Origin of the sequence: Streptomyces sp. MUSC 14, from assembly GCF_001866675.1 — a bacterium.
GTDB lineage: Bacteria > Actinomycetota > Actinomycetes > Streptomycetales > Streptomycetaceae > Streptomyces.
On record NZ_MLYN01000035.1, the window covers coordinates 62,442 to 76,410 of the forward strand.

The window sequence follows — 13,969 nt, forward strand, 5'->3', positions numbered from 1 at the left end:
CTTGGTGTTCACGCTGCCGGGGCGAGCTGCCCGTCGAGGAAGCGGGCGAGCGCGCGGACCGTGGGGTGGTCGTGGGTGAGGGAGGCCGGCAGGGGCAGCCGGAACGCCTGCTCCAGCGCGGCCTTGACCTGCTGGGCCATCAGGGAGTCCAGGCCCAGCGAGACGAATTCGCTGCTCACGTCCAGTTCTTCGGCCTCCTCCAGGTGCAGCACGACGGCGACCCGCTCGCGCACGGCACAGGTGACGGCGGCGACGCGTTCGGCCTCGGGCAGTGCGGTGAGGGCCCGCAGGTCGAGGCCGCTGCCGTCCTCGTCGGCGGTGCGCCGGGCGAGCCGGTCGTAGAACAGGTCGCCGGTGACGCTGCCGCGGACGTAGCGGTCCCAGTCGAACTCGCCGACGATCCGCTGGGTGCGCGGGCGTCCCCACAGCCGGGCGAGGGTGTCCAGGGCGCGGGTCGGGGAGAAGAAGCGGACACCGCTGCGTTCGATCTCCTCGCTGAGGTGCTCCTCCAGCCGGGCCGACATGCCGACCCGGGCCCAGGCGCCCCAGTTGACCGAGAGTCCCGGCACCCCGCGCCGGGCGCGCCACTCGGCGAGCGCGTCGAGGGCGGCGCTGGCGGCGGCGTAGTGGCCCTGGGTGGCGCCGCCGAGGACGGAGGCGATGGAGGAGTAGGTGACGAAGAACTCCAGCTCCGGGAAGGACTCCTCGGCCGCCTCGTGCAGCAGCCAGCCGCCGTAGGCCTTCGCGGCGAGCTGGGCGTCGATCGACTCCCAGGTCAGCTCGGAGATGAGCTTCTTGTCGTAGGAGCCGGCGGCGTGCACGATCCCGCCGAGCGGGTACGGTCCGGCCGCGAGGTGGCGGACGAGCCGGCGCACGTCCTCGGGGCGGGAGACGTCGGCGCGTACGACGTCGATCTCGGCGTCGGCGGCGAGGTCGGCGAGGAGTTCGCCGGCCTCGTCGGTGGCCCGGCCGCCGCGGCTGACCAGGGTCAGGTGCCGGGCGCCGAGCGCGGCCAGCTTGCGGGCGGTGACCAGGCCGAGGCCGCCGAGGCCGCCGGTGACGAGGTAGGTGCGGTCGGGGCGCAGTCCGTTCGGGGCGTCCTCGGCGGCCCCGGCGGACCGCCGGTCCTGCGCCGGGTCCTCGGGCAGGGCCACCCAGGTGCGGCCGGCCGGGTCGGACAGGGCGGTGCGCAGGGCCTCGCCGGTCTCGTCGAGGCGGAAGCGGGGCGCGGTGGCGTCGGCGCCGGTGGCGTGCACGACGGCGGGGGCGGGCACGGTGAGCGTGGAGCGGAAGGTGCCGTCGTACCGGACGAGGACCTCGTCGCCGGTTGCGAACCCGGTGCCGTCGGCGGCGTCGAGGACCGTGCCGTGGGCCAACTGGCCGAGCAGCGGCGGGGGTTCCTCCTCGCCCGGGGTCTCCTCGGCGCGCTCGGCGCGGCCGGTGTCGAGCGCGGCCCGCGCGTCCTCGGCGGTCAGGCCGACCAGCTGTACCCGGACCTGGACCTCGCCGTCCCCCGGGGCCCGGTCGGTGACCGGCGCGAGGGCCAGGTCGGACAGGTCGCCGGAGTCGGCGGCGCGCAGTTCGAAGCTTCCCCTCCAGGTGAGGGTGGAGTCACCGGCGAGCAGCCGGCGGACGTAACGGCGGCCGGGGCGGTACGCGACCTGGAACTCGCCGGGCGGCTCGGCCCGCCACTCCTCGGCGAGCGGGGCGAGGCCGCTGCCCGGAGCGAGGTCGACGAGGGTGGCCCGGTACTGCGGGTACTCGGTGAGCAGCACCCGGCCGAAGCCCCACAGGGTGGCGGCGCCGAGGTGTCCGCCGTCGCCGGCCGGGTCGCCGGGCAGCCACTGGGCGCCCTCGGTGACCAGCCAGAGCCGGGGCGGCCGGGCCGCGGCCTCCAACGCGCCGGTCAGCGCGAGCAGTTCACGGTAGTTGTCCTCGCACTCGGCACGCAGCCGGTCGGCGGACATGGGCTCCGGGCGCTGCCGCCACAGCCGGCAGACGTCGGTGACGGTCGGGTCGTCCAGGGCCGCCTTGAGGTCGGTGAGGCCGGTCAGCCAGGTGATCTTCAGACCGGGTTCGGCGGCGAGTTCGGCGGCGCGTACGGCGGAGGGGTCGAGCAGGACGACGTGCCGGGCCGGGGCGTGCTGCGCCGCGGCGGGCAGGGCGCGGCGCACCCAGTCGGGGCGGTGCAGGAACTGGCGGCGGCCGGTGCGGCCCTCGGGCCGGGCCATGCGCACCCCGAGCAGTTCGGCGACCGGGTCGCCGTTCTCCAGCAGCAGCACGTCCGCGAGGCGCCGGTCCTGTTCGCCGCGCACCCGGGCGAGGACGCGCAGGTTCTCGCCGCGCGGCTTGCGGAAGTGCCGTACGGCCGCGATCTCGCGCGGCACGAACACCGGTCCCTCGGGGTCGAGGACCACCAGCGCCTGCACGGCGGCCTCCAGCAGCTCGGCGGGCACATGCTCGACGGCGGTGGCGTCACGGCCGGTCAGCTCGCCGGTCACCAGTCCGTCGCCGTGCCGGGCGGCGCGCAGCAGCAGCCGCATGCGGGGGCCCTGGGGACGGCCGACGGAGGCGAGGTCGGTGTAGATGTCCTCGTCGTCGATGTGCTGGGCGGCGGGGGTGAGCGTGGCGGCCAGTTCGGCCAGTTCCGAGACGGGGACGAGGGGTTCGGGGTCGGCGGCGACGACGGCGGTGGCGTGCAGGTTCTCCTCACCGCCGACGGTCGTGAACACCTCGACCTCGGCGCCGCCGCCGTGCCGGGGGCGCCAGCGGGTGGTGAGCGCGGTCGGGGTCTCGGCGAGCAGCTCCAGCGGGGCGAGCAGTTTCAGCTCGCGCACGGCGGAGCGGGCATGGCCCTGGACGGCGTCCTGCACGGCGAGCAGCAGGTCGACGTAGGCGCCGGCGGGCAGGACGGTACGGCCGCCGTCGGCGAGGTCGGCGAGCGCGCCCAGCTCCTCGGCGGTGAACTCGGCGTTGAACTCCCGTACCCCGCTGGCGAATCGCTCCTCGATGCCGAGCAGCGGGTGGCGGGCGGGGCCGCCGGCGGCGGTGCGGCGCGGGGTGACGGAGGGCAGCCAGTAGCGCTTGCGCTGGAAGGCGTAGGTCGGCAGGTCCACACGGGCGGGCGCGGGGTGCCCGGCGTGGTAGTCGGTCCAGGAGACGTTCAGGCCGGCCGCGTAGTAGTCGGCGAGCGCGGTGAGGGTGGTCTCGGTCGTGGTGTCCCGGCGGCGCAGGCTGGCCAGCCACAGGTGGTCCTCGACGCTCACGCCGCGCCGGGCGAGGGCGGTCAGCCCGGCCTGCGGGCCGATCTCGACCATGGCGTGCCGGCCGCGCTTGGCGACGGCCCGGATGCCGTCGAGGAAACGGACGGGTTCGCCGATGTGCCGCACCCAGTAGTCCGGGGTGCCGATCTCGCGGAAGCGGGCGAGGCGTCCGGTGACGTTGGAGACGATGCTGATCTGCGGCTCGTGGAAGGTGATGCCGTCGAGGGCGGCGCGGAAGGCGTCGTAGACCTCGGCCATCAGCGGCGAGTGGAAGGCGTGCGAGACCTTGAGCCGCTCGACGCGCACGCCCTTGTCCGCCAGGACCCCGATGACCTCCTCCAGCGCGGCCGTCGCGCCCGAGATCACCGTCTGGTCGGGGGCGTTGACCCCGGCCAGCGCCAGGTCGTCGCGGCCCTCCAGCAGCGGGGCGACGTCGTCGACGGGGGCGGTGACGGCGGCCATGCCGCCCTCGGCGCGGACGGCCTGCATCAGCCGGGCGCGGGCGGCGACCAGGGTGACCGCGTCGGGCAGGCTGAACAGCCCGGCCACGGCGGCGGCCACCACCTCGCCGATGCTGTGCCCGATGAGCACGTTGGGGCGGGCGCCCCAGGCCAGCCACTGCTGGGCGAGGGCGTACTCCAGGGTGAACAGGGCGGGCTGCGTGTACTCGGTGCGGTCGATCGCCTCGGGGTCGTCGGCGATGCCGAGCAGCAGCGCGCGCACGGAGCGGCCGAGGGGGGCGGCGAAGAGCGCGTCGCACGCGTCCACGTGGGCGCGGAAGACGGGCAGGGCCGCGTAGAGGGCGGCGCCCATGCCGGCGTACTGAGAGCCCTGGCCGGTGAACAGGAAGGCGGTCTTGCGGATGCCCGAGGGCCCCGCGTGCTCGGCCTCGGCGGCGCGGTCCAGGAGCTTCTCCAGCGCCGCCCGGTCGGCGACGGGGGCGGCGATCCGGTACGGGTGGTGGGTGCGCGTGGTGTTGGCGCTGTGGCAGAGCGCGGGGACGGACACCTCGGGCCGCTCGTCGAGCGACTCCCGGTATCGCGCCGCCAGTTCGCGCAGCGCGGCCGCGTTCTTGGCCGACAGGGTGAACAGCGGTGCCGCGCCCGCCGATTCGGCGGCCGGCGCCGGCTCGGGCGCCTGCTCCAGCACCACCGCGCCGATCGTCCCGGCGAACCCGAAGCTGTTGACGACCGCCCGCCGCACCTCGGCCTCCCAGGGCTCGCAGGCGGTGGGCACGCGCAGCGGGTACAGGTCCCACGGGATGCGTCCGGAGGGCGTCGTCAGGTTGACGTGCGGGTAGATCGTGCCGGCGCGCAGCTGGAGCACGGTCTTGATGACGCCGACGATGCCGGAGGCCGGCTCCATGTGCCCGAGGTTGGTCTTCGCCGAACCGACCAGCACCGGGCGGTCCTTGGTGTGGGAGCCTGCGAACACGTCCCCGATGGCGCCGAACTCGATGGGGTCGCCGAGCGGGGTGCCGGTGCCGTGCGCCTCGACGTAACTGATGTCCCCGGGCGTCAGCCGGGCCGCGTCGAGCGCACTGCGGATGACCTTCTCCTGGGCGGGCCCGTTGGGCACGGTCAGCCCGGCGCTGTCGCCGTCCTGGCCGACGGCCGTACCCCGCACCAGGGCGAGGATCCGGTCGCCGTCGCGCTCGGCGTCGGACAGCCGCTTGAGGACGACGATGCCGCAGCCCTCGGCGCGCGCGTAGCCGTCGGCGGACTCGTCGAAGGTCTTGCAGCGGCCGTCGGGGGCGAGCATCTGGGCGTTGGAGAACATCACCGGGATGCGCGGGTGGTGCAGGGCGTTGACGCCGCCGCACAGCGCGATGTCGGTCTCGCCGCCGCGCAGCGCGGTGACGGCGAGGTGCAGCGCGACCAGCGAGGAGGAGCAGGCGGTGTCGACACTCATGCTCGGACCGCGCCAGCCGAGGAAGTACGACAGCCGCCCGGACAGCGGGAACATGGTGATGCCGGAGGCCAGATGGCCGTCCAGCTCCTCGTACGGCAGCGCGTCCAGCTCCAGGGCGTAGTCGATGGAGCTGGCGCCGATGTAGACGCCGCCGTTGCCGCGGCGCAGCGGGGCCGGGTCGATACCGGCGTGCTCCAGCGCCTGCCAGGCCGTCTCCAGCAGCAGCCGCTGCTGGGGGTCCATGTAGCGGGCTTCCTTCGGGGAGATGTTGAAGAAGCCGGCGTCGAACAGGTCGATCCGGTCGAGGAACCCGCCGGCCGAGGCGATGATCTTGCCCTTGTCGTCGGGGCCCTGCGGGGTGAACGCGTCGACGTCCCAGCGGTCCCGGGGGATCGGGCCGATCCCGCTCCCGCCGTCCCGCAGGAAGGCGTCGAACTCGTCGGGCGAGCCGCTGCCGCCGGGGAACCGCAGACCGATTCCGACGATCGCGACCGGCTCGGGCGCCTGCTCTGTCTCCGTACGCGGCATGGAGCGACTCCTCAAGCTTCCTGGATGGCCTGGGTCAGGTGGTCCACGAGATGGGCGATCGTCGGCTCGTTGAAGAGCACGCTGACGTTGATCGACAGGTCCAGGAGCTGCTCCAGGCTCTGCCGTATCTCGGTCAGCCGCAGCGAGGTGAGGCCGAGATCGAAATAGCTGATGTCGACGGGCAGGTCCTCGGATTCCTCCATGAGGAGGACGGCCCGGAATTTGGCGAGGCAGACCGACTCGATTTCATCGGCGAGTTCACTGCGCGGCAGGTCGCGCAGGCGCCGGCTCGTGCTGTCGACAGGTGGCATGCGCCAAGGCAAGCAGCGCCGGCTGACACCCCACTGACGGCTTCACGAAGGCCGGTTGGCCGGATCGGACCGGTCAGCCGGGCGTCAGCGCCGGGTCAGATTCCGCTGCCAGGCTCGGCCTTGCTTCAAGAAATCCACTCGCCATATCCGAAAGGCTGAAGATGCTTCGCGAAGCCGCGCAGGAGGAGAGTGCTGAGGCACCTTCCGGATTGAAGAGCTACGACCTCTACATCGCGGGCAAGGACGTCGCCGGGGACGGCTGGGTCTACACCGTCAGCGGACGCTCCCTGCTGGAAGACGTGTTCACCAGCGTGAGCCTGAAGCGCTCGCTCGAACAGGACCCGGAGTCCGAGGCCGCGCAGCACCCCTACGTGGTCGGGCGCTGCGCGATCGCGGACGACTCCGCCATCGACCTGGCCACCCAGGCCGCCGCCGCTGCCGCCCCCGACTGGGCGGCCGTACCGCTGGAGCGGCGGATGCGGCTGGGAACCCGCTTCCGCGAGGAACTGATCAAGCACCAGGACGAGTTCCTGCGCATGCTGGTCGCCGAGTCCCACCCCGTGAAGCTCGCCCGCTGGGAGCTGAGCTGCCTGTTGCAGATCTATGCCCCCGGCTCCCTGCGCTGGTACCTGAAGCAGATGCGGGTGGAGAAGGAGTACAACGGCCGCAGGCTGATCCTGCACCGCCAGCCGGACGGCGTGGTCGCCTTCAACCCGCCGCAGAACGCCCCGCTGCCCAGTGCCGCTCTGTCCGTGCTCGCGCTGATGGCGGGCAACGCCGTGGTGGTCCGGGCGCCGCGCAGCATCGCGCTGTCCACCATGTGGCTGCTGCGGGACGTCGTCGCCCCGCTGCTGGAGGAGGTCGACGCGCCGGCCGGGGTGCTGAACGCCGTGTGCTCCAACCCGAAGCAGACCATGGACCGCTGGATCGCCGACCCGCTGATCAACGACATCTTCTACATCGGCGGCAGCCAGGAGGGTCTGCGCTTCGAGCAGGCGTGCGTGGCGCACGGCAAGAAGCCGATCCTCGAACTCGCGGGCAACGACGGCATCGTGGTGTGGAAGGACGCCGACGTGACGTGGGCGGCCGAGGCGATCACGGAGGCGTTCTACGGCTCCGGACAGATCTGCATGGTCCCCAACTACGTCCTCGTCCACCCCGAGATCGCCGACGCGCTGATCGCCGAGGTGCGCGAGCAGGTCAAGGGCATCCGGCCGGGCCTGCCCGAGGAGGAGGACGTGCTGCTGTCGCCGGTGCGGCGCAGCGAGCGGTTCTTCCGGCTGCTGCGCCAGGCCCTCGACAACGGCGCCGAGCTGATCACCGGCGGGCACCGCACCGAGGTCGACGGCACGGTCTCCGAGACGGGCGTCTTCCTGCAGCCGACGGTGGTGCGCGTGGACGGCCTGGACCGGGCCCGCACCTACGACGTGGTCCGCGAGGAGACGTTCTTCCCGCTGGTCCCGATCGTGGTCGCGGAGCGGGACAACGACGACGCCCTCCTCGAAGCCTTCCTCCAGTTCGTCAACAGCAACGACTACGGGCTGCGCAACTCCCTGTGGTCCCGCTCGGACCACGTCGTCGAGACCTTCGTGCGCCGCACCGTCAACGGCGGTCTGCTGAAGGTCAACGACTCGCACATCGGCTTCCTGCCGTACCTGCCGAGCCACGGCGGCACCGGCCGCACCGGTGGCGCGTTCGGCGAGGCCAACTACCCGATGCTCAAGACCTCCCACGTGCAGGGAGTCAGCATCGCCCGCGACGTCAGCCCGTACGACGCGGTGTTCGGCGCCTGATCCGCCCGCCCCGCCCGCCCTCGATGTGTTCCCGGAGGTTCCCCGTGCGTTCCCTCGATGCCGCCCGGTCCGTCTGCGAGCGGTTCCACCCCGGACTGCTCAAGGAGCTGGACCAGATCCCGTACGCCGAGCGGGAGCGGCCCGGCAGCCCGGTGATCGACCTGTTCCGCATCCACGGCGGGGTCGGTCTGCTCATTCCCGAGTCCTACGGCGGCCACGGCGCGTCCCCGCTCGATGCGCTGCGGGTCCAGCTGGCCCTCGGCGCCCTGTCGCCGTCACTGGTCGCGGCCGTCTCCATGCACCACTTCACGGCCGCCATGCTGTACTCCCTCGCCGTCAAGGACGGCCGGCTCACGCCCGCGCAGACCGAGCTGCTGCACCGGATCGTGCCCGAGCAGCAGGTGATGGCCTCCGGCTGGGCCGAGGGCCGTACCGCGCAGAACATCCTCAAGCCGGCGGTGACCGCGCGCCCGGTGGAGGGCGGGTTCCTGCTGTCCGGGGCGAAGAAGCCGTGCAGCCTGTCCCGTTCGATGAGCCTGCTGACCGCGTCCATCGCCATCCACGGCGAGGACGGCGGCGATCCGGAGCTGGCGCTCGCGATCGTCCCGGCCCGCGCGCCCGGCATGTCCGTGCACCCGTTCTGGGGCAACGACCTGCTGGCCGGCGCGGAGAGCGAGGAGGTCCGGCTGGAGGACGTGTTCGTCCCCGCCGACATGGTCGTACGGGCGGGCGCCGACGACCCGACCCGGCTGGACGACCTCCAGTCCGCCGGGTTCGTGTGGTTCGAGATGCTGATCTCCGCCGGGTACGCGGGCGGTGCGGCCGCGCTGGTGGAGCAGGTGCTGGCCCGCAAGCGGGGCCCGGCCGAGGAACGGGCCGCGCTCGCCGTCGACATGGAGGCCGCGCTGGCCCTGCTGGAGGGCGTGGCCACCGGCACCGGCGCGGAGCCCGGCAACGAGGAGTCGGTGGCGCGGGTGCTGGTCGCCCGGTACGCCGTGCAGAGCGCGCTGCCGGACATCGTCGGGCGGGCGCTGGAGCTGCTGGGCGGGCTGGAGTTCATCAACAACCCCGCTTCGGCGCAGGGCGCTGCCGCGACGAGGGCGCTGGCTTTCCACCCGCCGTCCCGTATCGCTGCCGCGGAGCCGCTGCTCGCGTACTTCGGCGGGGGGCCGCTGGTCCTGGCCTGAACACCGATCCGGTCCTGGGCCCGTACACCGATCTTTGGAGAGACACGTGACCGTCATGCAGGAGTCTCCGGCGGCGACCGCAGCCGACTCGGAGGCGGAGATCCTCAACCTCTACCGTGCCCACCTCAGCAAGGGCCGGGCCACGCTCGCCGAGTTGTTCGGGAGCCACATGGAGACGGCGTCCGAGGGCGCCTGGCTCACCACCAGTGACGGTGAGCGGTTCCTGAACGCGGGTGGGTACGGCGTGTTCATCATGGGCGCCCGGCACCCGATCGTCATGGAGGAGGTGGAGCGCCAGCTGCGCACCCACCCCACCGCGACCCGCATCCTGCTGGAGCCGACGGTGGCGCGCGCCGCCGAGGCGCTGGTCTCGGTCCTGCCCGAAGGCCTCGACCGGGTGCACTTCGCGCTGTCCGGGGCGGAGGCCGTGGAGACCGGGCTGAAGCTGGCCCGCGCCGGCGGCCGCAAGCGCACGGTCTCGATGCGCGGCGGCTACCACGGCAAGACGCTGGGCGCCCTGTCGGCGACCGCGAAGGACGTCTACCAGGCCCCGTTCCGCCCGCTCGTCCCCGACTTCCAGCACCTGCCGTACGGCGACGCCGACGCCCTTGAGGCCGAGCTGAGGGCCCACCCGGGCGAGGTGTGCGTGATCCTGGAGCCGGTCCAGGGCGAGGGCGGCGTCATCGTCCCGCCGAAGGGCTATCTCAAGCGGGTCGAGCAACTGGTCCGCGAGTACGACGGGTTCCTCATCCTCGACGAGGTGCAGTCCGGGTTCGGGCGGCTCGGCGAGTGGTGGGGCGCCGACATCGAGGGCGTCGTCCCGGACGTCCTGCTCACCGGCAAGGCGCTCGGCGGCGGGGTCATGCCGGTCTCGGCGGCCGTCGCCACCCGCAAGGCGTTCCGCCCCTTCGACAAGGACCCCTACGTCCACACCGCCACCTTCTCCGGGCAGCCGGTGCTGATGGCCGCGGTGCAGGGCGCCATCCGGGCCGTGAAGGAGGAGCGCCTGGTCACCCGGGCCATGGACCTCGGCTCCCGGCTGCTGCCGCGGATCACGGAGGTGGCCCGGCGCAACATCCCCGAGCTGGTCGTGGACGTGCGCGGCCGGGGGCTGCTCATCGGTGTGGAGCTGGTCGAGGCGGGCCTCGCCGGCGAGCTGCTGATCGAGCTGTTCAACCACGGCGTGGTCGCCAACCACTCCATGAACGGCAGCTCGGTGGTGCGGTTCACGCCGCCCGCCGTGCTGGACGACACCGACGTGGACTTCCTCGTCAACTCCTTCGACCTGGCCACCCGTGACCTGATCAAGGGCGCGGCCACAATGCCGGAAGGCGGTAACTGATCGTGCGGCACGTCGAACTCGATGCCCTGATACCCGCGGAGCAGGCGGAAACGGTCCTGCACGCCGTACGGCGCTGGGAGAAGTACCCGGACCTCGCGCCCCACGTCAACGCGACCACCGTGCACGCCTCCTACCCCGACCCGCGGGCCTCCTCCAGCTGGGAGCTGCACTTCCGCAGCGGTCTGCTGCGCTGGACCGAGGACGACACGATCGACCCGGCGGCCGGCGAGATCCGCTTCGAGCAGTCCGACGGCGACTTCGACTCCTTCTCCGGGATCTGGTCCGTGCGGCAGGACGGGGAGGACGTCACCGTCCGCTTCGACGCCGACTTCGACTTCGGTATCCCGAGCCTGGAGGGCATCCTCGACCCGATCGCCGAGCGGGTCATCAAGGAGACCGTCGCCTGGGCGCTGACCGGGCTGTTCCCGGGCGTGCGCATCCGGGGCAACGTCGAACTCACCACGCCCGCCGCGGTCGGCGCCTAGCACCCGGCGAGGAGCTGACCATGGACCAGGCGAACCCCTTCGAGACCCCGCGCACCTACTCGCTGCACCGCGCCGAGTACCTGGTGGGCCTCGCCGTCACCACCGGCATGATCGTCTACCACTTCGGCGACATCCGCTGGCTGCCGGCGCTCGGACTGTTCCTCTACATCGACCTGATCGGCTACATCCCGGGCGCGATCGCCTTCCGCAGGAGCGGCGGGCGGCCGATCCCCAAGGCCTACTACGTCCTCTACAACGTCATGCACAGCCTCATCACGCAGGGCGCGGTGGCCGCGCTGTGGTGCTGGCTGGTGAAGCCGGAGTGGGCGCTGCTGGTGCTGCCGTTCCATCTGTTCGGCGACCGCGGTCTGTTCGGCAACTTCATGAAGTCCTTCGCGCTGCCCTTCGAACCGGTCCGCCAGGAGGGCTACCTGAAGCTCCTGGACGAGCTGGGCCTGCCGCACCCGAAGCCGGTCGGACACGCCATGGAGCCGGTGCCGGTCGGGCACGTCCCGGCGCGAGGGGTCGTACCCGAGCCCGGCGCGCTGCGCGAGACGGAGGCCGTGCGATGACCACCGCCACGGACGTACGGCCTCCGGTCCGGCAGGACCCGGCCGAGCGCCGCCGGGCCCTGTACCACCTGGCCTCCCCGGTGTCGGTGCTCACCACCGGCCCCGAGGACCGGATGCACGGCACGACGGCCAGCACGGTCACCCTCGTCTCGCGCGAACCCCTGCTCCTCGGTGTCGTGCTGCGCGCGGGCTCGTCCTTCGCCCGGCTGGCCGCCGCCGAGGGCCGCTTCGCGGTCAACGTGCTCGGCGCCGAACAGGCCGACGTGGCACGGCGGTTCGCGGACAGCGCGCGGCCCGACGGCACCGCCGCCTTCGCGGGCCTGGCCTGGACGGCGGACCGGTACGCGCACGCCCCGCTGATCGCGGGCGCGCTCGCGCACTACGTGTGCCGTTTCCACTCCGCCCACCCGGCGGGCGACGGCGAGCTGCTGCTCGGCCACGTCGTACGCGCCACGGCGGACGACGCGCTCCCCCTGCTCTCCTACGCCGGCGGGCTGTACGCCGGCTCCCTGCGTCCGGCGAAGGAGGCCGTCGCCTCATGACCGCACCCGTAGCTCGCGAGGCCGACTGGGACAAGGCGCCCGGCCTGCTGGACGGCGCGAAGGAACTCACCCTCGGCCCCGAGGAGTGCGACCTCGCCTACTGGATCACCTCCGTCGCCCAGGGCACCCTGCGCGAGCGCGGGGCGAGTGGCCACCACGAGAACGCGCTCACGCCCGACTTCCTGAAGGCGCCCGGCCCGCTGCGCGAGGCCCTGGTGCTGGAGTTCGGCTTCCGGGCCCTGGCGGAGGAACTGGCCACCCGGCTGCTCGGCCACTACGTCTCCATCGCGCCCGGCATCCCCGAAATGGAGTTCTACGCCACCCAGTTGCTCGACGAGGCCCGCCACGCGCGTGTCTTCCGGCAGCACCTGGTGGAGCTGGGCATCCCGCAGCAGACCCTGCTGCGGGACATCGAGGAGATGGCCCGGGACTACCGCAAGCGGGTCCTGGACCCGGTGGTGGACTTCACTCTGGACATCGTCCGCGACCGGGCCGACTTCCCCGGCGGGGTCGCCGTGTTCGCCATCATCATCGAGGGCGTGCTCGCTCCGGCCGCCGAGCTGAGCGAGCGCAAGTGGACCCCGCTGTCCCCCGCGACCGGCGAGATCTCGCGCGGCACCGCCATCGACGAGATCCGGCATCTGACCGTGGCCAGCACCATCCTGCGCGACCACGTCGCCGAACACCCGGCGTACAAGCCGCGGTTGCTGGAGATCCTGCGCGCGGGCGTGAAGCTGTGGGACGAGATCCCGGACCGGGAGTTCGTCATCCACCGCGAGGACCTGTTCCAGCAGGGCATGCACGAGCACGCGGACCTGATCGGCGACTACGAGATCTGGCCGGGCGTGCGGCTGCTCGACACCACCGCCGTGCAGCGCTACGACATGGCCGAGCGGTGGACGGACGAGATGGCCGAGGTCCGCATGGCCTACATGGGCCTGCCCGTCGAGGTCCTCGCCTCCGGGAACCCGGAGCACCCGGAGAGCGGGGCATGAGCGCCGGGCGGGCCGCGGTCGTGGCGGGCATCGGGTCGTACGTCCCGCCCAACCTGGTGACCAACGACGACCTGACGGCCCGGCTGGACACCTCCGACGCCTGGATCCGCTCCCGTACCGGGATCGCCGAGCGGTACGTCGTCTCGCCGGGCACCTCCACCGGGGACCTGGCGGTGGAGGCGGGCCTGCGGGCCCTGAAGTCGGCCGGGGACGAGCGGGTCGGAGCGGTGGTGCTGGCCACCACCACCCCGGACCAGCCGTGCCCGGGGACCGCGCCGCAGGTGGCCGCGCGCCTCGGCCTCGGTCAGGTGCCGGCGTTCGACGTGGCCGCCGTCTGCTCCGGCTTCCTGTACGGCCTCGCCTCGGCCGCCGGGCTGATCGCGGCCGGGGTTGCGGACAGCGTGCTGCTGATCGCGGCCGACGCCTTCACGACGATCGTCAACCCCGGGGACCGTACGACCGCGGTGATCTTCGCGGACGGCGCGGGCGCGGTGGTGCTGCGGGCCGGCTCGGCCGCCGAACGCGGGGCGATCGGCCCGCTGGTGCTCGGCAGCGACGGCGAGCTGAGCCATCTGATCACGGTGCCGGCGGGCGGCTCGCGGCAGCGGTCGAGCGACCGTCCCGTGGACCCGGAGGACCACTACTTCCAGATGCTCGGCCGGGACACCTACCGGCATGCGGTGGAGCGGATGACCGCCGCGTCCGCCGAGGCCGCCGAGCGGGCCGGCTGGTCCCTCGACGACGTCGACCGGTTCGCGGCCCACCAGGCCAACGCCCGGATCCTGGACGCCGTCTCGGACCGGCTCGGCATCCCCGAGGAGCGGCGGCTGAGCAACATCGCCCGGGTCGGCAACACCGGCGCCGCGTCCCTGCCGCTGCTGCTCGCCGAGGCCACCGCGGACGGCACGCTCCGGGCCGGCCACCGGGTGCTGCTCACCGCGTTCGGCGGTGGCCTGTCCTGGGGTGCGGCGACCGTCGACTGGCCGGAGCTGCAGACCATCTGACCGACGCTCACTTCTTGACTCTCGAAAGGAACCGTC

General features: G+C 72.9%; 10 protein-coding genes. 8 read left to right on the top strand and 2 right to left on the bottom strand.

Annotated elements, in window-relative coordinates; genetic code table 11:
* Positions 1–8: 8 nt before the first annotated feature.
* Both BIV25_RS22200 and BIV25_RS22205 read right to left on the bottom strand, forming a co-directional pair.
* Positions 9–5,702, bottom strand: a complete 5,694-nt coding sequence (locus BIV25_RS22200) for a type I polyketide synthase (protein WP_071374130.1) — start codon at positions 5,700–5,702, stop codon at positions 9–11.
* A gap of 11 nt (positions 5,703–5,713) precedes the next feature.
* The gene (locus tag BIV25_RS22205) at positions 5,714–6,013 is read right to left on the bottom strand and encodes an acyl carrier protein (RefSeq protein ID WP_071374131.1); all 300 of its coding nucleotides are present in this window, start codon (positions 6,011–6,013) and stop codon (positions 5,714–5,716) included.
* 161 nt (positions 6,014–6,174) lie between these two features.
* Here BIV25_RS22205 and BIV25_RS22210 point away from each other — a divergent pair, with 161 nt between their 5' ends.
* Genes BIV25_RS22210 through BIV25_RS22245 form a run of 8 tightly spaced genes read left to right on the top strand, consistent with a single transcriptional unit; the run spans position 6,175 to position 13,933 of the window.
* Positions 6,175–7,806 carry an aldehyde dehydrogenase gene (locus BIV25_RS22210; RefSeq protein ID WP_071374132.1) on the top strand — a complete coding sequence of 544 codons (1,632 nt, stop codon included), beginning with the start codon at positions 6,175–6,177 and terminating at the stop codon, positions 7,804–7,806.
* A 44-nt stretch (positions 7,807–7,850) separates the two neighbouring features.
* Positions 7,851–8,993: an acyl-CoA dehydrogenase family protein gene (locus BIV25_RS22215; protein WP_071374133.1), complete on the top strand. Its 1,143-nt coding sequence runs from the start codon at positions 7,851–7,853 to the stop codon at positions 8,991–8,993.
* A gap of 46 nt (positions 8,994–9,039) precedes the next feature.
* Entirely contained in the window at positions 9,040–10,335 is a 1,296-nt protein-coding gene (locus BIV25_RS22220) for an aspartate aminotransferase family protein (protein WP_071374134.1), read from the top strand.
* 2 nt (positions 10,336–10,337) lie between these two features.
* Complete coding sequence (locus BIV25_RS22225; protein WP_071374135.1) at positions 10,338–10,820, top strand: type II toxin-antitoxin system RatA family toxin; 483 nt, start codon at positions 10,338–10,340, stop codon at positions 10,818–10,820.
* Between the two features lie 20 nt (positions 10,821–10,840).
* Complete coding sequence (locus BIV25_RS22230) at positions 10,841–11,392, top strand: hypothetical protein (protein ID WP_071374136.1); 552 nt, start codon at positions 10,841–10,843, stop codon at positions 11,390–11,392.
* Positions 11,389–11,934: a flavin reductase family protein gene (locus tag BIV25_RS22235; RefSeq protein WP_071374137.1), complete on the top strand. Its 546-nt coding sequence runs from the start codon at positions 11,389–11,391 to the stop codon at positions 11,932–11,934. Before BIV25_RS22230 ends, BIV25_RS22235 begins: the two co-directional genes overlap by 4 nt.
* Complete coding sequence (locus BIV25_RS22240; protein WP_071374138.1) at positions 11,931–12,929, top strand: VlmB-like protein; 999 nt, start codon at positions 11,931–11,933, stop codon at positions 12,927–12,929. Before BIV25_RS22235 ends, BIV25_RS22240 begins: the two co-directional genes overlap by 4 nt.
* Positions 12,926–13,933, top strand: coding sequence for a beta-ketoacyl-ACP synthase III (locus BIV25_RS22245; protein WP_071374139.1), 1,008 nt, complete (start codon positions 12,926–12,928; stop codon positions 13,931–13,933). Before BIV25_RS22240 ends, BIV25_RS22245 begins: the two co-directional genes overlap by 4 nt.
* The last annotated feature ends 36 nt before the right edge of the window (positions 13,934–13,969 follow it).